Origin of the sequence: Streptomyces solicavernae, from assembly GCF_029968095.1 — a bacterium.
Classification (GTDB): Bacteria; Actinomycetota; Actinomycetes; order Streptomycetales; family Streptomycetaceae; genus Streptomyces; species Streptomyces solicavernae.
In genome coordinates this window covers 47,888-67,764 of record NZ_JASCIR010000016.1, presented here as the reverse complement: position 1 = coordinate 67,764, position 19,877 = coordinate 47,888, and the positions used below count along the sequence as shown (strand labels likewise).

The window sequence follows — 19,877 nt, the reverse complement described above, 5'->3', positions numbered from 1 at the left end:
AGGTCGGGCAAGGGCGGAAGCAGCAGGGGGCACAGGTCATGGACCGCGAGGGCACGTACGAGGCACACGACGGGAAGCAGCCGCCCACGCCGGTGAGCACGCCCGCCGCACCGCCGATGCCCCGCCGGCCGCCCGGCTCCGGCGCGTCCCCGGTCGCCGAGTGGCTGGCGACGGCGCGGCCCGAGGCGGAGCCGGGGGTCTGGCGGTTCGGGTACCGGCCGCGGGGGCCCCAGCAGGACGACCGGGAGCTGAAGCGGCGCCTGGTCCGGGGGATGGTGATTCCCACGGTGCTCGGCCTGGTGCTCTGGTCGCTGTTGCAGAACGGCAGCTTTCCGTACCTGTGGATGCCGGTGAAGGTGTTCACCCCGGCGGAGTGGTGGTACGCGGGGAGCATTTCCCCCCAGGGATGGCAGGGGCAGCACGCGCTGATCGTCTACGGCGGCGCCGTGTTCGGCCTCCTGGTCTGGGCGGTGGTCCGGCTCAGCACCTGGAGTGAGGCCGTCCGGTACTTCGTGAGGGCCAGGCCGCAGCCCTCGCGCGCCCTGATCGCCGCCGTGGCCGCCGTGGGAGTCCTCGCCCTCGTCTGGCCGGGCGTCTTCGGGCTCGGCCTGGAACCCGTGCCCGTCGTCACGCCCGTGCTCTCTCTGGTCGCGCTGCTCGCGGGCCGCTCGGTGTTCACGTCCACCCCTGTGGTCACCTACGTCGTATACACGTCGATCACGCTCGCCGTGCTCTGGCCCTTCGCCCGGATCGGCGGCTGGCGTTCGGCCCTGCGGAAGTCGCCCACCGCACCGCCCCCGCCCCGCCCCGCAACCGCCCCCACCTCCGCCCACTGGCCCCAACTGCGCGCCGCCGGGCAGGACAAGGCGGCCGACCTGCTCGCCGCCGAACTGCGCGACGGCCGGATGAACGACGTCGACTGCGCCCGCGTCACCCGCGCCTGGGACGCCGCCGGGAGCGACCCCGGCAAGCGGGCGGCGTTCGCGGACACCGTCGCCCGGCACGGCGCCGCCGCCTGGGCGCACCCGTCCGGCAGCCGTGACCTGCCCGCCCGCAGCGCCACCCACGACCTGCTCGTCGACCAGGTCAGGATCGGCCGCTTCGCGCAGGACGAGCGGAACCCGTACGCCGTCCGGGGCATCCAGGCCGCCCTCGAACCCAAGGTCCTCGGTACCTCGCTGCTCGCCGTCGGCCCGTCCGGCGCGGGCAAGACCAGGCAGCTGATGCGGCCCGTCGCCGAGGGCCTCGCGCTGCAGGCGCTCACCGGGCGGGCCGCGGTCGTCGCGGTCTGCGCCGCCGGTACGCCGCTGGGCCCGGACGACGCGTACGACGTCGTGGTCCGGCCCGGCGACCCGGCGTCCCCGTACGCCCTCGACCTGTACGCGGGCTGTGCCGACCCGGACGAGGCCGCCGCGTTCCTGGCCGAGGCGCTGGTCGGCGACCTCGAATCCGCGGACACCCGGCGCTCCGCCACCGCGCTGGCCCAGCTGCTCGGCCCCTACCGCGCGGTGCACGGACACTTCCCCTCCGTACGGGTGCTGCGCGAGCTCCTGGAGGGCGAGCCGGCCGCCCTGTCCGCGCTGCGGGCGGAGCTCGGCGACACGGCCCGGCACGCCGGGATGCGGCGCGAACTGGACGCGCGGGTCCGGCAGTCGGGCACGCCGGGCGACCCGTGCCCGGCGCTCGCGGAACGGCTCGCCCTCGTCGACCGGCCCGCCTTCGCCGGGTCCTTCGGCGGGGACGAGGGCGCCCCGTTCTCCGTGTCGGCCGTGGCCCACCACCCGCTGCGGGTCCGCGTCGACCTGCCCGAGCCGCGGCACGAGGAGGCCTCCCGGTTCCTCGCCCGGCTGCTGCTCGCCCAGTTCTCCCACGTCGTACGGGACCGGGCCGGGCGCCCGCACTTCGCCTGCCTGGTCCTCGACGACGCCGCGCGTACCCTGACCGCCGGGAGCGTGCCCGCGATCCGGCGGCTGCGGTCCCTGCACGCGGGCGTGGTGCTCGGCCTGCGCACGGTCGGCGAGGTGCCCGAGCCGCTGCAGGACCCGCTGTACGCGGCGGTCGGCTGCCGGATGGCGTTCTCCGGGGTGACCACCTGGGACGGGCGGCCGTTCGCGGCGGCCTGGGGCACCGAGCGGGTGGAGACCCGGGAGGTCGCCCAGCACACGGTCTACGCCGATCAGCCGATGGCCCGGGCCCTGCACGCGCTGCGCAGGCTGGTCACCGGGCGGGCGGTCACCACGGACGCGGTCACCGTCCGCCAGGTCGAGCGCGAACGCTGGTCCGCCTCCGACCTCGCGCAGAACGTCCCGCCCGGCCACGCCGTCCTCTCCCTGGCGACGGTCGACGGGGCCTCGGCGCCGCCGCTCCTGGTCGACCTGCGGGGCTGAGGAGCGGCGCGGGCCAACGGGGGCGGCGCGGGCGGCCCGCGTTAGTACGTCCGTACCGGCACAGGCAAGAGCGCTCACGGAATCGACACGCAGCTTCCATACGGTGAGGCAGAATTGACGAGGGCCGTTCATACGGGTCGGCCAAATGATCCCGTTTGGTCCTGTTCGATCCTGAGTGGTGCCCTGCCGAGCCCCGTACGCCTCGTCACCGCCGCCTCGTCACCGCCGCCTCGTCACCGCCGCCTCCGCACCGCCCAACCGACCAGAAGCCGTGAAGGTCCCATGCCGCCCACGCTCGCCTCGCTCGTCCAGCACTCCAAGCTCAAACTCACCGTGCGCGCGGGCGAGGACCGCCTGGACACGCCCGTGCGCTGGGCCCACGCCAGCGAACTCACCGACCCCGTGCCCTACATGGAGGGCGGGGAGCTGCTGCTGATCACCGCCCTCAAGCTGGACGCCGAGGACCCGGAGGCCATGCGGGAGTACGTCCGGCGGCTCGTCGGCGCGGGTGTCATCGGCCTCGGCTTCGCGGTCGGCGTGCACTACGACGACGTCCCCGACGCCCTCGTCGCCGCGGCCAGGGCCGAGGACCTGCCGCTGCTCGAAGTGCCGCGCCGCACGCCGTTCCTGGCGATCGTCAAGGAGGTCTCGGCGGCCATCGCCGCCGACCAGTACCGCTCCGTCACCGACGGCTTCGCCGCCCAGCGCGAACTCACCCGGCAGGCCCTCAGCGGCGGCCCCGAGGGTGTGCTCACCGCGCTCGCCGCGCAGGTCGACGGCTGGGCGGCGCTGTACGACGCGTCCGGCTCCGTCGTCGCCACCGCGCCCGAGTGGGCCGCCCGCCGCGCCGCCCGGCTCACCTCCGAGGTGGAGCGCCTGCGGGACCGCCCGGCGCCCGCCAGCGCCCTGATCGGCGGCGCCGACGACCGCGTCGAGCTGCACTCCCTGGGCGCGGGGCGCCGCCCGCGCACCGCGCTCGCCGTCGGCACCGCGGCCGCGCTCGGCACGGCGGAGCGGTACGCGGTGCACTCCGCGATCGCCCTGCTCACCCTCACCACCGAGCGCTCCCGCTCCCTGCACGCCGCCGAACAGCGCCTCGGCGCGGCGGTCCTGCGGATGCTGCTCGCCGGGGAGCCGGACCACGCCCGCACCGTCGCGGGCGAGCTGTACGGCGGACTCCTCGACGCCCCGTTCCGGCTGCTGATCGCCGAGACCGCCCCGGCCCACCCGCGCGCAGGCGGCAGCGCGCCCGCGGTTGCCGGACACGACCCGCTGGCCGACCTCGCGGACGTCGTCGAGGCCGCGGCCGCGCGTGCCGGTGAGGCCGTGCTCGTCGTACCGGACGGCGGCGACCGGCTCGTGCTGCTCTTCGCCGACGGCGGCGCCGCGGCCACCGCCTGCCTGCAGCTGGCCGCCGTCACCGACGCGGCCCGCGCCGAGGGCCGCGAGCAACCGGCCGCCGACGGCGAGCAGTTGGTGGTCGGCCTGTCCGCGCCGGCCGGACCGATCGCCGCCGCCACCGGGTACAAGCAGGCCGAACAGGCCCTCTCCGTCGCCCGGCGCCGCGGCCGCACCCTGGTCGAACACGAGGAGCTGGCCGCGGGCTCGGTCCTGCCGCTGCTCGCCGACGACGCGGTACGGGCCTTCGCCGACGGCATGCTGCGGGCGCTGCGCGAGCACGACGCGACGGGCCGCGGGGATCTCGTGGCCTCGCTCCGGGCGTGGCTCTCCCGGCACGGCCAGTGGGACGCGGCGGCGGCGGACCTCGGCGTCCACCGCCATACGCTGCGCTACCGCATGCGGCGGGTCGAGGAGATCCTGGGGCGCTCCCTGGACGACCCGGACGCGCGGATGGAGCTCTGGCTGGCGCTGAAGGTGTCGGCGGCGGCGTCGGACTGAGGGCTGCTGCCCCGTAGGTGCAGGTATGGGCCGGGCCCCGACAGGGGCACGGGGAACTGGGCCATTCCGGCACCCCGCCCACCCCAACTCCTCCACCTCGTACAAGAGGCGCGCGCGGCGCCCGCGCCTACCGTGGGGCCGTACCCCTCGTACGAACCCCTCGTACCCCAGACACACCACCGCGGAAGGGCCGGGCACCATGACCGACACCACTGCCTTCTGGCTCGCCGGCCGCCAGGCCACCGGCGACACCACCTTCGACGTCACCTCGCCCTGGGACGGCCGCACCGTCGGCCGCGTGAGCGTCCCGACCGACGCGCAGGTCGAGGAGGCCGTCGCTGCCGCGTACGCCTCGCGCGAGGCGCTTTCCGCGACCCCCGCCCACGTGCGGGCCGCCGCCCTCGACCACGTCACCGCGCGGCTGGCCGAGCGCGCCGAGGAGATCGCCCAGCTGGTCTCCGCCGAGAACGGCAAGCCGATCAAGTGGGCCCGCGGCGAGGTCGGCCGGGCGGTGGCGGTGTTCCGTCTCGCCGCCGAGGAGGCCCGCCGCTTCAACGGCGGCGACGCCCAGCGCCTGGACACCGACGCGGGCGGCCAGGGCCGGCTCGCCCTGACCCGCCGCTTCCCGCGCGGCGTGGTCCTCGGTATCGCGCCGTTCAACTTCCCGCTGAACCTGTGCGCGCACAAGGTCGCCCCGGCCATCGCCGCCGGCGCCCCGATCATCCTCAAGCCCGCCCCGGCCACCCCGCTCTCCGGTCTGATCCTCGGTGAGCTGCTCGCCGAGACGGACCTGCCCGAGGGCTCCTGGTCGGTGCTTCCGGTCGCCAACGACAAGATGCCCGCCCTGGTCCAGGACGAGCGTCTGCCCGTCATCTCCTTCACGGGCTCCGAGAAGGTCGGCTACGCGATCATGGACTCGGTGCCGCGCAAGCACATCACCCTCGAACTCGGCGGCAACGGCGCGGCCGTCGTCCTGGACGACTTCTCCTCCGACGCCGACCTCGACTGGGCCGCGAGCCGCATCGCGACCTTCTCGAACTACCAGGGCGGCCAGTCCTGCATCTCCGTGCAGCGCGTGATCGCCGACGCCTCCGTCTACGACCGGCTCCTTCCCCGTATCGTCGCCGCCGTCGAGGCGCAGGTCACCGGTGACCCGTCGGACGCGGCCACCGAGGTCGGCCCGCTCGTGGACGAGAACGCCGCCAAGCGCGTCGAGTCCTGGGTGGACGAGGCCGTCGCCGCCGGTGCCACGCTGCTCGCGGGCGGCAAGCGCGAGGGCGCCTCGTACGCCCCGACCGTCCTCGCCGACGTGCCCGCCGACACCACCCTCGCCTGCGAGGAGGTCTTCGGCCCGGTCCTCACCGTCACCAAGGTGGACGGCGAGCAGGCCGCGTTCGACGCCGTCAACGACTCCAAGTACGGCCTGCAGGCGGGCGTGTTCACGCACGATGTGCAGCGCGCCTTCCGCGCCCACCGCGCCCTTGAGGTCGGCGGCGTGATCGTCGGCGACGTGCCGTCCTACCGCGCCGACCAGATGCCGTACGGCGGCGTCAAGCAGTCCGGCGTCGGCCGCGAGGGCGTCGCCCACGCCATGGCGGACTACACGTACGAGCGGGTCCTGGTCCTGACCGGCCTGGAGCTGTAAGCCGTACGTCCCCCAGGAGGCGGCCGGAACCTGTGCGGGGTTCCGGCCGCCTTCGCGTTGCGCCAGAACACGGAGGCGGCTTCGCGTTGCGCCGAACGCCCCCGAGCCCTGGTGGGGATCTTCCTCTTCGGGTAGATACGACCGAGTAGGCCCGGTCGGTGCCCCTACCCTCCGGTGAGTCCCCGATGCGCGGCGAGGTGAGCCCTCATGTCGGCAGGCACGGCAGGCACGGCAGGCACGGCAGGAACGCACAAGGAGCCGAAGGTCTCCGAACGGGAGGCGCGGCAGGTCGCCGAGGCGGCCAGGGAGCAGGAGTGGCGCAAGCCGAGCTTCGCCAAGGAGCTGTTCCTCGGCCGGTTCCGGCTCGACCTGATCCATCCGCACCCCCTGCCCGCCGACGAGGACGTGCGCCGCGGCGAGGCCTTCCTCGCCCGGCTGCGGGAGTTCTGCGAGAACGAGGTCGACGGCGCCCTCATCGACCGCGAGGCGCGCATCCCCGACGACGTGATCCGCGGGCTCAAGGAGCTCGGCGCGCTCGGCATGAAGATCGACGCGAAGTACGGGGGCCTCGGCCTCACGCAGGTCTACTACAACAAGGCACTCGCCCTGGTCGGCTCCGCCAGCCCGGCGATCGGCGCGCTGCTCTCCGCGCACCAGTCGATCGGCGCCCCCCAGCCGCTGAAGCTGTTCGGCAGCCAGGAGCAGAAGGACACGTTCCTGCCGCGCCTGGCCGCCACCGACATCTCCGCGTTCCTGCTGACCGAGCCGGACGTCGGCTCCGACCCGGCCCGCCTCGCCACCACCGCCGTACCGGACGGGGAGGACGGCTACGTCCTGGACGGCGTGAAGCTGTGGACCACCAACGGCGTCGTCGCCGACCTGCTCGTCGTGATGGCGCGGGTGCCGAAGTCCGAAGGGCACCCCGGCGGGATCACCGCGTTCCTGGTGGAGGCAGGCGACGAGGGTGTCACCGTGGAGCACCGCAACGCCTTCATGGGGCTGCGCGGCCTGGAGAACGGCGTCACCCGCTTCCACCGGGTCCGGGTCCCCGCCGCGCACCGCATCGGCCCCGAGGGCGCCGGCCTGAAGATCGCCCTCACCACCCTCAACACCGGCCGCCTCTCGCTGCCCGCGATGTGCGTCGGCGCCGGCAAGTGGTGCCTGAAGATCGCCCGCGAGTGGTCCGCCGAGCGCGAGCAGTGGGGGCGGCCGATCGCGCTGCACGAGGCGGTCGGCAGCAAGATCTCGTTCATCGCGGCCACCACCTTCGCCCTGGAGGCGGTGCTCGACCTGTCCTCGCAGATGGCCGACGAGGACCGCAACGACATCCGCATCGAGGCCGCCCTCGCCAAGCTGTACGGCTCCGAGATGGCCTGCTTGATGGCCGACGAGCTGGTCCAGATCCGCGGCGGCCGCGGCTTCGAGACCGCCGACTCGCTCGCCGCCCGCGGAGAACGCGCCGTCCCCGCCGAGCAGGTCCTGCGCGACCTGCGCATCAACCGGATCTTCGAGGGCTCCACCGAGATCATGCATCTGCTGATCGCCCGCGAGGCCGTCGACGCCCACCTGAAGGCGGCCGGGGACCTGATCGACCCGGACAAGTCCCTCGGCGACAAGGCGAAGGCGGGCGCCCGGGCGGGCGGCTTCTACGCGCGCTGGCTGCCGAAGCTCGTCGCAGGACCCGGCCAACTCCCGCTCTCGTACGGGGACTTCCACCCGGCGGGCCACCCGGACCTGGCCGCCCATCTGCGGTACGTGGAGCGCACCTCGCGCAAGCTCGCCCGCTCCACCTTCTACGCCATGTCCCGCTGGCAGGGCCGGATGGAGACCAAGCAGGGCTTCCTCGGCCGGATCGTGGACATCGGCGCGGAGCTGTTCGCGATGAGCGCGGCCTGCGTACGGGCCGAACTCCTGCGCGGCGAGGGCGAGTTCGGGCGAGAGGCGTACCAACTCGCCGACGCCTTCTGCCGCCAGTCCCGGCTGCGCGTCGAGGAGCTGTTCGACCGCCTGTGGGCCAACACGGACGACCTGGACCGCAAGGTCGTACGGGGTGTGCTTTCCGGTACGTACGCGTGGCTGGAGCAGGGCGTCGTCGACCCCAGCGGCGAGGGGCCGTGGATCGCCGACGCGACGCCGGGGCCGACGGTGAAGGAGAACGTGCACCGGCCGATCCGCTGAGGCGGGCCGCGTACGCGGGTGGCGTGAAGCGGGTGGCGTGCAGCTGCTGTGAGCGGGTGGCGTGCAGCCGCTGGTGTGAGCGGGTGGCGTGAAGCAGCTGGCATGCGGCGCGAATTCGGCTTGCGTCCGGATCGTGGAGGTGCCTTCCGTGGCCCGTTAAGGTTAGGCTAACCTTCGCGACGTGAACGTTGCAGAAGAGACCTCCGCGGCCCCCCGCACCCGTGGCCACACCCTTGCGGCCACCGGGGTGACCGTGGCGTACGACGGCGTGGACGTCGTGCACGACGCGTCCCTCGCGCTGCGGCCCGGCGAGGTCACCGCGCTCGTCGGGCCGAACGGCAGCGGCAAGTCGACCCTGCTGCGCACCGTCGCCCGGCTGCAACGTCCGCGCAGCGCCACCCTCGTCCTCGACGCCGACACCGACGGACTCGCCCTGTCCCCACGCGCGTTCTCCCGGTACGTCGCCCTGCTCACCCAGTCCCGCCCCACCCCCGGCGGCCTGACCGTGCGCGACGTCGTCGAGTTCGGGCGCTACCCGTACCGCGGCCGCTGGGGCAGGGCCGATCCGGGCGGGCGCGGTGCCGTGGACCGGGCCCTCGCCCTGACCGGGCTCACCGGACTCGCCGAGCGCGGCGCCGAACACCTCTCCGGCGGACAGCTTCAGCGCGTCTGGCTGGCCGGCTGCCTCGCCCAGGACACCGGCGTCCTGCTCCTCGACGAGCCCACCACCTACCTCGACCTGCGCTACCAGGTCGAACTCCTGGACCTCGTGCGGGACCTGGCCGACGACCACGGCATCGCCGTCGGCGTCGTCCTGCACGACCTCGACCAGGCCGCGACCGTCGCCGACCGCATCGTGCTGCTGCACGACGGCCGGATCGTCGCCGACGGCCTCCCCGAGGACGTCCTCACCCCCCAGCGGCTGACCGACACGTACGGCATCCGCATCGAGGTCGACACCGACCCGCTCACCGGCCGCCTCCGCACCCGCGCCGTCGGCCGACACCACACCCGTACCGAAAGGCTCAACTCCCCGTCATGAGACGCCTCCTGTGCACCGCGGCGGCCGTCACCGCCGCGGCCCTCGCCCTGACCGCCTGCGGGACCACCCAGCCCGCCACCGACGCCGACACCGACACCGACGCCAAGGCCGCCGAGGCCATCACCCTCACCGACGCGAGCGGCGAGAAGGTGAAGCTCGACGGACCGGCGAAGAAGGTCGTCGGCACCGAGTGGAACGTCGTGGAGGACCTCGTCTCGCTCGGCGTCGACCCGGTCGGCGTCGCCGACGTCAAGGGCTACAAGACGTGGAACACCGCCGCCCCGCTCAAGAACGAGCCCAAGGACATCGGCACCCGCGGCGAACCCAGCACCGACAGCATCGCCGCCCTGAACCCGGACCTGATCGTCGCCACCAGCGACCTCCCCCCGAACGCGGTGAAGCAACTCCGCAAGGTCGCCCCGGTCCTGGAGATCCGCGCCGCCGACGCCTCCGACCCGATCGGCCGGATGACCGGCAACCTCGACCTCATCGCCAAGGCCACCGGCACCACCGAGCGCGCCGAGAAGCTGAAGAAGGACTTCGACGCGAAGCTCGCCGAGGGCCGCAAGGCGCTGAAGGACGCGGGGCTCGACGGCGCCGAGTTCGCCTTCGCGGACGGCTACGTCAGGTCCAACCAGGTCTCCGTCCGCCCCTTCACCAGCGGCTCCCTCATCGGCGCCGTCAACGCCGAACTCGGCCTGAAGAACCCCTGGAAGGTCAAGGGCGACAAGAGTTACGGCCTCGGCGCCACCGACGTCGAGGGCCTCACCAAGCTGGGCGACGACGTCGAGTTCGCCTACATCGGCAGCGACGGCGACAAGAACAGCACCCCGTTCGCCGGCGTCCTCAAGAAGGACAAGGTGTGGACCTCCCTGCCGTTCGTGAAGAAGGGCAACGTCCACCGCCTCCCCGACGGCATCTGGATGTTCGGCGGCACCACGTCGATGAGCCAGTACGTCGACTCCGTCGTGAAGGCGCTGACCAAGTAACCGATGGCCGCCACCGCAACCACCCCCGCCGTACGACCCTCCACGGCCGCGTCCCGGGCGGGCGCGGCCGCGGTGGCGGCCGCACTGGTCCTCCTCGTCGCCGTCCTCGCCCTCGTCGACCTCACCCAGGGCACCGCCGACGTCGGCGCCCCCGAGGTCGTCAAGGCGCTCACCGGCCGGGCCGACCCCACGGACGCCTCCGTCGTCATCGCCTCCCGGCTGCCCCGGGCCGTCGCCGGACTCCTCGTCGGGGCCGTCCTCGGCATGGCCGGCGCCGCCCTGCAGTCCGTCAGCCGCAATGTCCTCGCCTCACCCGACACCCTCGCCGTCAACGCCGGGTCCTACCTCGCCCTCGGCCTCGCCGCCGTCACCGGGGTCTCGCTGCCGCTGCTCACCTCCTCCGGCATCGCCTTCGCCGGGGGCCTCGCCGCCGCTGCCGTCGTCCTCGGCCTGTCCGGGCTCGGCACCGGCACCGTCAAGCTCGTCCTCGCCGGCAGCGCCCTCACCCTCGGCCTCACCGCCGTCACCGAGGGACTGCTGCTGCTCTTCCCGCAGCAGACCGAGGGCCTGTACGCCTGGAACCAGGGCAGCATCGCGCAGAGCGGCTTCGACGGCGTCCTCCAGGTAGCGCCCATCGCCCTCGCCGGGCTCGCCGGACTGCTCCTGCTCGCCCGCCGCGTCGATGCCCTCGCCCTGGGCGACGACGCCGCCCGCGGCCTCGGCGTCCCGGTCCGCGCCACCCGCGCCACCGGCGTCGTCCTCGCCGCGCTGCTCTCCGCCGCCGCCGTCACCCTCGCCGGACCGATCGGCTTCGTCGGCCTCTGCGCCCCCGCCCTCGTACGACCGCTCGCCCGCCGCGTCAAGGCGCTCACCCGGGCCCGCGCACGCATCCCCTTCGCCGGGCTGGCCGGCGCCGCCCTCGTGCTCGGCTCCGACGTGGCGCTGCGCACCGTCGTCCCCGCCGACGTCGCGGTCGCCGTGCCCACCGGCGTCGCCACCAGCCTCATCGGCGCCGCCTTCCTGATCGCCACCGCCGCCCGGCTGCGCGACACCGCGGGCCCCGCCGCCCCCGAGCGGATACGGCTGCGCAGCCGCACCGCGTTCCTCACCTCCACGGCCGTCCTCGTCGCCGTCGTCGTCGGCCTGAGCATCGCCGCCGTCCTCCTCGGCGACGCCAAGCTGCTCCTCGGCGACGTCCTCAACTGGGCCCAGGGCAGGGCCGGTCAGAGCATCGGCTTCGTCCTCGACACCCGCGTGCCCCGCGTCCTGGCCGCCCTCCTCGCCGGCGCCGCCCTCGCCCTCGCCGGGACCCTGGTGCAGGCCGTCACCCGCAACCCGCTCGCCGAACCCGGCACCCTCGGTGTCTCCGGCGGCGCCGCGCTGGGCGCCGTGCTGCTCGTCACGACCGTGCCCGTCGCCGCGTCCTGGAGCGTCGCCGCCGCCGCGTTCGCGGGCGCCGCGCTCAGCTCCGTCCTCGTCTTCGGGCTCGCCGCCCGCGGCGGCTTCGGGCAGAACCGGCTCGTCCTCGTCGGCTTCGGCGTCGCCACCGGCACCGCCGCCCTGGTCAGCCTGCTCATCGTGCTCACCGACCCGTTCAACGCCACCAAGGCCCTCACCTGGCTCTCCGGCTCCACCTACGGCCGCACCCTGCCCGACGTCGCGCCCCTGGCCGTCGTCCTCGCCGTCGGCCTGGCCGTCGCCGCCCTGCGCCGCACCGAGCTCGACCTGCTCTCCCTCGACGAGGACACCCCGCGCCTCCTCGGCCTCGGCCTCGCCCGCGGCCGGCTCGGCTTCCTCGCCCTGGCCGTCCTGCTCACCGCCACCGCCGTCGCCGCCGCGGGCACCATCGGCTTCGTCGGCCTCGTCGCCCCGCACGCCGCCCGCGCCCTGGCCGGACGACGGCACCACCGCGTGCTGCCCGTCGCCGTCCTCCTCGGCGCCGCGCTCGTCTGCACCGCGGACCTGGTCGGCCGCACCGTCATCGCCCCGGCCCAGCTCGGCGCGGGCCTGATGACCGCCGTGATCGGCACGCCGTACTTCCTGCACCTGCTGATCCGGGGCCGCCGACAGTGACGTAAGGGAGGACGTACGAGATGACGCACCGGACGACGGACGGGACGACGGACGGGACGACGGACGGGACGACGGACGGGACGACGGACGGGACGACGGACGGGACGACGGACGGGACGACGGACGGGACGACGGACGGGACGACGTACGAGACGGCGTACGAGACGGCGTACGCGACCGGCTCCCCGGCGACTGGCAGGGGCACCCGGTCAGGATCCACAAGAAGCCAGGCAACAATGGGGGCATGAGCGACAGTCCAACGCCCCTCGCCGATCCGCATCTGGTCTTCGACCCGGTGACGGACGACGGCCCCCGGGACATCGTCGTCCTGGGCTCGACGGGATCCATCGGCACCCAGGCCGTCGACCTGGTCCTGCGCCATCCCGACCGCTTCCGCGTGACCGCACTCTCCGCCGCCGGCGGCCGGGTCGGGCTGCTCGCCGAACAGGCCAGACGGCTGCGCGTGCGCACCGTCGCGGTCGCCCGCGAGGACGCGGTGCCCGCCCTGCGCGAGGCCCTCGCCGCCCAGTACGGCAGCGGCGAACCGCTCCCCGAGATCCTCGCAGGCCCGGACGCCGCCACCCAGGCCGCCGCATCGGACTGCCACACGGTGCTCAACGGCATCACCGGCTCCATCGGCCTCGCCCCGACCCTGGCCGCCCTGGAGGCGGGCCGCACCCTCGCCCTCGCCAACAAGGAATCGCTGATCGTCGGCGGCCCGCTGGTCAAGGCCATCGCCAAGCCCGGCCAGATCATCCCCGTCGACTCCGAGCACGCCGCGCTCTTCCAGGCCCTGGCCTCCGGAACCCGCGCCGACGTCCGCAAGCTCGTCGTCACCGCCTCCGGCGGCCCCTTCCGCGGCCGTACGAAGGAACAGCTGGCCGACGTCACGCCCGAGGACGCGCTCGCCCACCCGACCTGGGCGATGGGCCCGGTGATCACCGTCAACAGCTCGACGCTTGTCAACAAGGGCCTGGAGGTCATCGAGGCCCACCTCCTCTACGACATCCCGTTCGACCGCATCGACGTCGTCGTGCACCCGCAGTCCTACGTGCACTCGATGGTCGAGTTCACCGACGGCTCCACGCTCGCCCAGGCCACCCCGCCCGACATGCGCGGCCCCATCGCCATCGGCATCGGCTGGCCCGAGCGGGTCCCGGACGCGGCCCCCGCCTTCGACTGGACCAGGGCATCGAGCTGGGAGTTCTTCCCCCTGGACGACGAGGCCTTCCCCGCCGTCAACCTGGCCCGGCACGTCGGCGAACTCGGCTCCACCGCCCCCGCCGTGTTCAACGCCGCCAACGAGGAGTGCGTGGACGCCTTCCTGCACGGGAAGCTGCCCTACCCCGGCATCATGGACACCGTCACCCAGGTCGTCACCGAGCACGGAACCCCGCGTACGGGAACCTCGCTCACCCTGTCGGACGTCCTGGAAGCGGATGCCTGGGCGCGCACCCGGGCCCGTGAACTGTCGGCAGAACTGTCCGCCAAGGCCACCGCGGAGGCGCGTGCATGACGACCCTGATGATGATCCTCGGCATAGTGGTCTTCGTGATCGGGCTGCTCTTCTCGATCGCCTGGCACGAGCTGGGGCATCTGTCGACCGCCAAGCTCTTCGGCATCCGCGTGCCGCAGTACATGGTCGGCTTCGGCCCGACCCTCTGGTCGCGGAAGAAGGGCGAGACCGAGTACGGCATCAAGGCCGTCCCGCTCGGCGGCTACATCCGCATGATCGGCATGTTCCCGCCGGGCCCGGACGGACGCATGGAGGCCCGCTCCACCTCGCCCTGGCGCGGCATGATCGAGGACGCCCGCTCGGCCGCCTTCGAGGAGCTGCAGCCCGGCGACGAGAAGCGGCTCTTCTACACGCGCAAGCCGTGGAAGCGCGTCATCGTGATGTTCGCCGGGCCGTTCATGAACCTGATCCTGGCCGTCGCGATCTTCCTCGGCGTCCTGATGACCTTCGGCTGGAACGAGACCACCACCACGGTCAGCAAGGTCTCCGACTGCGTCATCGCCCAGTCCGAGAACCGCTCCACCTGCGAGAAGGGCGACAGGCCCGCCCCCGCCAAGGCCGCGGGGCTCAAGCCCGGCGACACCATCGTCGCGGTCGACGGCAAGCCGATCGGCGACTGGTCCACCCTGCAGACCACGATCCGCGACACCATCGGCCCGGCCACCGTGACCGTCGAGCGTGACGGCGCCCGCAAGGTCCTCAAGGCCGACCTGATCGAGAACAAGGTCAGCAAGACCGACGGCGAGGGCGGTTACGTCGAGGGCGAGTACGTCACCGCCGGCTTCTTCGGCTTCACCCCCGCCTCCGGCATCGTCGAACAGTCCTTCGGCGAGTCCGTGGTCCGTATGGGCGACATGATGGAGAACGGCGTCGAGTCCCTGATCGCCCTGCCCTCCAAGGTCCCTGACCTGTGGGACGCGGCCTTCGGCGACGGCGAGCGCAAGCAGGACTCCCCGATGGGCGTGGTCGGCGCGGCCCGCGTCGGCGGCGAGGTGTTCACCCTGGACATCCCGCCGGAGAACCAGATCGCGATGATGCTGTTCCTCGTCGCGGGCTTCAACCTCTCCCTGTTCCTGTTCAACATGCTCCCGCTGCTGCCCCTGGACGGCGGCCACATCGCGGGCGCCGTCTGGGAGTCCGTACGACGCGGCTTCGCCAAGCTGCTGCGGCGGCCCGACCCCGGGCCGTTCGACGTGGCGAAGCTGATGCCGGTCGCCTACGTGGTCGCCGGGATCTTCGTCTGCTTCACCCTCCTGGTGCTGATCGCCGACGTCGTCAACCCGGTCAGAATCTCCTGATCACGTCCCGTTCACGGCGGCCGCCCACACTGCGTGGACGGCCGCCGTGCGTGGTACCCCACCGCCGTGCGATGTGCTTACGGCGCACGGCGTGGCGTAATCTCGACATCCGGAGCCCGCCGAGCGCGGGGCACGCACGCTCCGCTTCGACCCACCTGATCCACACCTTGGGGTTGCACAGCAGATGACTGCTATTTCTCTGGGAATGCCGTCCGTACCGACCAAGCTCGCCGAGCGGCGCAAGTCCCGGCAGATCCAGGTCGGCACGGTCGCGGTCGGCGGCGACGCCCCGGTGTCGGTCCAGTCGATGACCACCACCCGCACCTCGGACATCGGCGCCACGCTGCAGCAGATCGCCGAGCTGACCGCCTCCGGCTGCCAGATCGTCCGCGTGGCCTGCCCCACGCAGGACGACGCCGACGCCCTGCCGGTGATCGCCAAGAAGTCGCAGATCCCGGTCATCGCCGACATCCACTTCCAGCCGAAGTACGTGTTCGCCGCCATCGACGCCGGCTGCGCCGCGGTCCGCGTCAACCCCGGCAACATCAAGCAGTTCGACGACAAGGTCAAGGAGATCGCCAAGGCCGCCGGCGACGCGGGCACCCCGATCCGCATCGGCGTCAACGCCGGCTCCCTGGACCGCCGCCTGCTGCAGAAGTACGGCAAGGCCACCCCCGAGGCCCTGGTCGAGTCCGCCCTCTGGGAGGCCTCGCTCTTCGAGGAGCACGGCTTCCGCGACATCAAGATCTCGGTCAAGCACAACGACCCGGTCGTGATGGTCAACGCCTACCGCCAGCTCGCCGCCCAGTGCGACTACCCGCTGCACCTCGGCGTCACCGAGGCGGGCCCCGCCTTCCAGGGCACCATCAAGTCGGCCGTCGCGTTCGGCGCGCTGCTCGCCGAGGGCATCGGCGACACGATCCGCGTCTCCCTGTCGGCCCCGCCGGTCGAGGAGGTCAAGGTCGGCAACTCCATCCTGGAGTCCCTGAACCTCAAGCCGCGGCGCCTGGAGATCGTCTCCTGCCCGTCCTGCGGCCGCGCCCAGGTCGACGTCTACAAGCTCGCCGAAGAGGTCACCGCCGGCCTCGACGGCCTGGAGGTGCCGCTGCGCGTCGCCGTCATGGGCTGCGTCGTCAACGGCCCCGGCGAGGCCCGCGAGGCCGACCTCGGCGTCGCCTCCGGCAACGGCAAGGGCCAGATCTTCGTCAAGGGCGAGGTCATCAAGACCGTCCCCGAGTCGAAGATCGTGGAGACCCTCATCGAGGAGGCGATGAAGATCGCCGAGCAGATGGAGCAGGACGGCGTCCCCGCCGGCGAGCCGGCTGTGGTCGCCCTGGGCGAGCCCGAGGCCTCGGTCGCCGGCTGACCCCCTCCCCGTAGCGCCCGAGCCCCGTCCCCGTATCGCCCGGTGCGGCGCACAGCCCCGTCCCCGCAGCTCGCAGGGACGGGGCTCGGCCATGCCGGGTACAGTGCGGAGACCGGCAGACATTACGGCTTTACGGTGAGGCCCCAGCGAACGTGTTGACCCAGACCACCACCAGGGTGCTCGACCCCGCAGATCTGGACGCCGCCCTGGCGGTCCTCGGGCGCGAGCCGGTCAACAACGCCTTCGTCACCTCCCGCGTCCACGTCACCGGACTCGACCCCTGGCGCCTCGGCGGCGAGATGTGGGGCTGGTACGCCGACGGCCGCCTCCGCTCCCTCTGCTACGCGGGCGCCAACCTCGTACCGATCTGCGCAGGCCCCGAAGCCGTCCGCGCCTTCGCCGAGCGCGCCCGCCGCTCCGGCCGCCGCTGCTCCTCGATCGTCGGCCCCGCCGAACCCACCGCCCGGCTCTGGCGGCTCCTCGAACCCCACTGGGGCCCGCCCCGCGAGATCCGCCGCCACCAGCCCCTCATGGTCACCGACCGGCTGCCCGCCGACATCACGCCCGACCCGTACGTCCGCCGCATCCGCAAGGACGAGATGGACGTGATCATGCCGGCCTGCGTGGCGATGTTCACCGAGGAGGTCGGCGTCTCCCCGCTCGCCGGGGACGGCGGGCTGCTCTACCAGGCCCGGGTCGCCGAACTCGTCGGCTCCGGCCGGTCGTTCGCCCGCCTCGACCCCGCCACGGGCCAGGTGATCTTCAAGGCCGAGATCGGCGCCGCCACCCCCGAGGCCTGCCAGATCCAGGGCGTCTGGGTCGCCCCCGAACACCGCGGCCAGGGCCGCTCCGTCACCGGCATGGCCGCCGTCGTGCGGTACGCGCTCGCGGACGTCGCCCCCGTCGTCAGCCTGTACGTCAACGACTTCAACACCCCCGCCCGCGCCTCGTACCGCCGCGTCGGCTTCACCGAGGTCGGCACGTTCATGAGCGTGCTGTTCTGAACCGCCCCCGGCCCCCTGGGGGACCCCGGCACGGAGAAGTAGGGTTCCCGCATGACTGACGACGTCGTGATCGGGCCCCTCGACCTCGCCGCTCACGTGGACGAGGCCCTCGCCGTGCAGGCCCTCGCCTTCGGGCTCGACGACGACGAGATCGCCGTACGCCGCCAGATCGTCCTGCGCCACGTCACCTACCCCGGCGCCCGCGCCCTCGGCGCCACCACCCCCGAGGGCCGCCTCGTCGGCTTCGTCTACGGCATGCCCAACGACCGCGCCCACTGGTGGTCCAGCGTCGTCGAGCCCTATCTGCGCGCCCAGGACATCGACCACTGGCTCGACGACTGCTTCGTCATCACCGAACTCCACGTCCACCCCCGCCACCAGGACCGCGGCATCGGACGCACCCTCATCACCAAGCTCACCGACGCCGCCACCCAGTCCCGCTCGATCCTCTCCGCGATCGACACCGACAGCCCGGCCCGCGGCCTCTACCGCTCCCTCGGCTACACCGACCTCGCCCGGAACGTCCACTTCCCCAGCGCCCCCCGGCCGTACGCGGTGATGGGCGCACCCCTGCCGCTGCGCCGCCGCTGACCCGGAATCCGGGCCCCCGCGCGAAACGGATTTCCGAACCCGGACCCGCCCCGGCTAACCTCCAGAGCATTCGACGCTTTCCCCAGCAGGAGATCACCATGGCAGCCCAGGTCCAGCGCATGTCCCGATTGATGGTCAAGACACTGCGCGACGACCCGGCGGACGCCGAGGTCCTCAGCCACAAGCTGCTCGTCCGCGGCGGCTTCGTGCGCCGTACCGCCGCCGGGGTCTGGTCCTGGCTGCCGCTCGGCAAGAAGGTCCTCGCCAACGTCGAGCGCATCGTCCGCGAGGAGATGGACGCCATCGGCGCCCAGGAGGTGCTGCTCCCCGCCCTCCTGCCGAAGGAGCCGTACGAGGCCACCGGCCGCTGGGAGGAGTACGGCGCCGAGCTGTTCCGCCTGAACGACCGCAAGGGCGGCGACTACCTCCTCGGACCCACCCACGAGGAGATCTTCACCCTCCTCGTCAAGGACCAGTGCACGTCCTACAAGGACCTGCCCGTGATCCTCTACCAGATCCAGACCAAGTACCGCGACGAGGCCCGCCCCCGCGCCGGCATCCTGCGCGGACGCGAGTTCACCATGAAGGACTCGTACTCCTTCGACACCGCCGACGAGGGCCTCGCCGAGTCGTACGCGCTGCACCGCGCCGCCTACCAGCGGATCTTCGAGCGCCTCGGCCTCGACTACCGCATCTGCGCCGCCACCGCCGGAGCCATGGGCGGCTCCAAGTCCGAGGAGTTCCTCGCCCCGGCCGCCGCCGGCGAGGACACCTTCGCCGACTGCCCGAACTGCGCGTACGCGGCCAACACCGAGGCCGTCTCGTTCGAGCTGAAGCCGGTCGACGGCGCCGCCGTGCCCGCGCTCGAAGAGGTGGCGACCCCCGACACCCCGACCATCGAGACGCTCGCCGCGTACATGGACGTCCCGGCCTCCGCGACGCTGAAGAACCTGCTCGTGAAGGTCGACGGCGAGATCGTCGCCGTCGGCGTCCCCGGCGACCGCGAGGTCGACATGGACAAGGTCGAGGCCCACTTCGCCCCGGCCGCCGTCGAGCTGGTCACCGCCGAGGACTTCGAGGAGCGCGCCGACCTCGTCAAGGGCTACGTCGGACCGCAGGGCCTGGAGAAGGTCACGTTCCTCGCCGACCCGCGCATCGCCCCCGGCACCGCCTGGATCACCGGCGCCAACAAGGAGGGCGTGCACGCGCGGAACGTCGTCGCGGGCCGTGACTTCGAGGTCGACACGTACGTCGACGTCGTGGTCGTCGAGGAAGGCGACCCCTGCCCCAGCTGCGGCACCGGCCTCAGGCTCGACCGCGCCATCGAGATCGGCCACATCTTCCAGCTCGGCCGCAAGTACGCCGACGCCTTCCAGCTCGACGTACTCGGCCAGAACGGCAAGCCGGTCCGCGTCACCATGGGTTCGTACGGCATCGGCGTGTCCCGCGCCGTCGCCGCCCTCGCCGAGCAGCACGCCGACGACAAGGGCCTGGTCTGGCCGAAGGAGGTCGCCCCGGCCGACGTGCACGTGGTCGCCGCCGGCAAGGCCGCCCAGACCGAGCTCGCCCTGTCGGTCTCCGGGCAGCTGGCCGAGGCGGGCGTGCGCGTCCTGGTCGACGACCGCGCGGGCGTCTCCCCGGGCGTGAAGTTCACCGACGCGGAGCTGTTCGGCGTCCCCACCATCCTGGTCGCGGGCCGCCGCACCGCCGAGGGCGTCGTCGAACTGAAGGACCGCCGCACGGGCGAGCGCGAGGAACTGCCGGTGGCGGACGCGATCGCGCGCATCGTCGGCTGACGCACCCGGACAGAAGCCGGGCGGGCTGAGGCACCTCAGCCCGCCCGGCCTTCTCCTTGCCGCTGTTCCGTGGCGGGGCGGGGCCCTACAGCT

14 protein-coding genes are annotated in these 19,877 nt (G+C 73.1%); all 14 read left to right on the top strand.

The genetic code is table 11. The features are described 5' to 3' along the window. Positions 1-38 precede the first annotated feature (38 nt). A complete protein-coding gene (locus QIS99_RS19395) occupies positions 39-2,387 on the top strand; it encodes a type IV secretory system conjugative DNA transfer family protein (RefSeq protein WP_282514812.1) in 2,349 nt (782 codons plus the stop codon). Between the two features lie 282 nt (positions 2,388-2,669). After that, positions 2,670-4,286 carry a PucR family transcriptional regulator gene (locus tag QIS99_RS19390; protein WP_282514811.1) on the top strand — a complete coding sequence of 539 codons (1,617 nt, stop codon included), beginning with the start codon at positions 2,670-2,672 and terminating at the stop codon, positions 4,284-4,286. 199 nt (positions 4,287-4,485) lie between these two features. After that, positions 4,486-5,931, top strand: a complete 1,446-nt coding sequence (locus QIS99_RS19385; protein ID WP_282514810.1) for an aldehyde dehydrogenase family protein — start codon at positions 4,486-4,488, stop codon at positions 5,929-5,931. 207 nt (positions 5,932-6,138) lie between these two features. Further along, positions 6,139-8,109 (top strand): acyl-CoA dehydrogenase family protein, encoded by a 1,971-nt coding sequence (locus QIS99_RS19380; RefSeq protein WP_282514809.1) that lies wholly within the window; start codon positions 6,139-6,141, stop codon positions 8,107-8,109. Between the two features lie 181 nt (positions 8,110-8,290). Beyond that, positions 8,291-9,151 carry an ABC transporter ATP-binding protein gene (locus QIS99_RS19375; protein ID WP_282514808.1) on the top strand — a complete coding sequence of 287 codons (861 nt, stop codon included), beginning with the start codon at positions 8,291-8,293 and terminating at the stop codon, positions 9,149-9,151. Then, positions 9,148-10,140 carry an iron-siderophore ABC transporter substrate-binding protein gene (locus QIS99_RS19370; protein ID WP_282514807.1) on the top strand — a complete coding sequence of 331 codons (993 nt, stop codon included), beginning with the start codon at positions 9,148-9,150 and terminating at the stop codon, positions 10,138-10,140. The genes QIS99_RS19375 and QIS99_RS19370 overlap by 4 nt, the downstream gene beginning before the upstream one ends. 3 nt (positions 10,141-10,143) lie before the next feature. Then, the gene (locus tag QIS99_RS19365) at positions 10,144-12,213 is read left to right on the top strand and encodes an iron ABC transporter permease (RefSeq protein ID WP_282514806.1); all 2,070 of its coding nucleotides are present in this window, start codon (positions 10,144-10,146) and stop codon (positions 12,211-12,213) included. 20 nt (positions 12,214-12,233) lie between these two features. Further along, positions 12,234-12,461: a hypothetical protein gene (locus QIS99_RS19360; RefSeq protein ID WP_282514805.1), complete on the top strand. Its 228-nt coding sequence runs from the start codon at positions 12,234-12,236 to the stop codon at positions 12,459-12,461. After that, positions 12,458-13,729 carry a 1-deoxy-D-xylulose-5-phosphate reductoisomerase gene (gene dxr / locus QIS99_RS19355; RefSeq protein ID WP_282514804.1) on the top strand — a complete coding sequence of 424 codons (1,272 nt, stop codon included), beginning with the start codon at positions 12,458-12,460 and terminating at the stop codon, positions 13,727-13,729. Before QIS99_RS19360 ends, dxr begins: the two co-directional genes overlap by 4 nt. Next, a complete protein-coding gene (locus QIS99_RS19350; RefSeq protein ID WP_282514803.1) occupies positions 13,726-15,027 on the top strand; it encodes a M50 family metallopeptidase in 1,302 nt (433 codons plus the stop codon). The genes dxr and QIS99_RS19350 overlap by 4 nt, the downstream gene beginning before the upstream one ends. Before the next feature lie 184 nt (positions 15,028-15,211). Next, complete coding sequence (gene ispG, locus QIS99_RS19345; protein ID WP_282514802.1) at positions 15,212-16,393, top strand: flavodoxin-dependent (E)-4-hydroxy-3-methylbut-2-enyl-diphosphate synthase; 1,182 nt, start codon at positions 15,212-15,214, stop codon at positions 16,391-16,393. Between the two features lie 152 nt (positions 16,394-16,545). Beyond that, positions 16,546-17,397, top strand: coding sequence for a GNAT family N-acetyltransferase (locus QIS99_RS19340; protein WP_282514801.1), 852 nt, complete (start codon positions 16,546-16,548; stop codon positions 17,395-17,397). Positions 17,398-17,448: 51 nt separating this feature from the next. Further along, entirely contained in the window at positions 17,449-17,988 is a 540-nt protein-coding gene (locus tag QIS99_RS19335; protein ID WP_282514800.1) for a GNAT family N-acetyltransferase, read from the top strand. Between the two features lie 98 nt (positions 17,989-18,086). Beyond that, positions 18,087-19,784 carry a proline--tRNA ligase gene (locus QIS99_RS19330; protein ID WP_282514799.1) on the top strand — a complete coding sequence of 566 codons (1,698 nt, stop codon included), beginning with the start codon at positions 18,087-18,089 and terminating at the stop codon, positions 19,782-19,784. Positions 19,785-19,877 lie beyond the last annotated feature (93 nt).

Bases quoted from the DNA above. Each gene is read 5' to 3' on its own strand.
- QIS99_RS19395 (WP_282514812.1), top strand. From the start codon at position 39: ATGGACCGCGAGGGCACGTACGAGGCACACGACGGGAAGCAGCCGCCC.
- QIS99_RS19390 (WP_282514811.1), top strand. From the start codon at position 2,670: ATGCCGCCCACGCTCGCCTCGCTCGTCCAGCACTCCAAGCTCAAACTC.
- QIS99_RS19385 (WP_282514810.1), top strand. From the start codon at position 4,486: ATGACCGACACCACTGCCTTCTGGCTCGCCGGCCGCCAGGCCACCGGC.
- QIS99_RS19380 (WP_282514809.1), top strand. From the start codon at position 6,139: ATGTCGGCAGGCACGGCAGGCACGGCAGGCACGGCAGGAACGCACAAG.
- QIS99_RS19370 (WP_282514807.1), top strand. From the start codon at position 9,148: ATGAGACGCCTCCTGTGCACCGCGGCGGCCGTCACCGCCGCGGCCCTC.
- QIS99_RS19365 (WP_282514806.1), top strand. From the start codon at position 10,144: ATGGCCGCCACCGCAACCACCCCCGCCGTACGACCCTCCACGGCCGCG.
- QIS99_RS19360 (WP_282514805.1), top strand. From the start codon at position 12,234: ATGACGCACCGGACGACGGACGGGACGACGGACGGGACGACGGACGGG.
- dxr (WP_282514804.1), top strand. From the start codon at position 12,458: ATGAGCGACAGTCCAACGCCCCTCGCCGATCCGCATCTGGTCTTCGAC.
- QIS99_RS19350 (WP_282514803.1), top strand. From the start codon at position 13,726: ATGACGACCCTGATGATGATCCTCGGCATAGTGGTCTTCGTGATCGGG.
- ispG (WP_282514802.1), top strand. From the start codon at position 15,212: ATGACTGCTATTTCTCTGGGAATGCCGTCCGTACCGACCAAGCTCGCC.
- QIS99_RS19335 (WP_282514800.1), top strand. From the start codon at position 17,449: ATGACTGACGACGTCGTGATCGGGCCCCTCGACCTCGCCGCTCACGTG.
- QIS99_RS19330 (WP_282514799.1), top strand. From the start codon at position 18,087: ATGGCAGCCCAGGTCCAGCGCATGTCCCGATTGATGGTCAAGACACTG.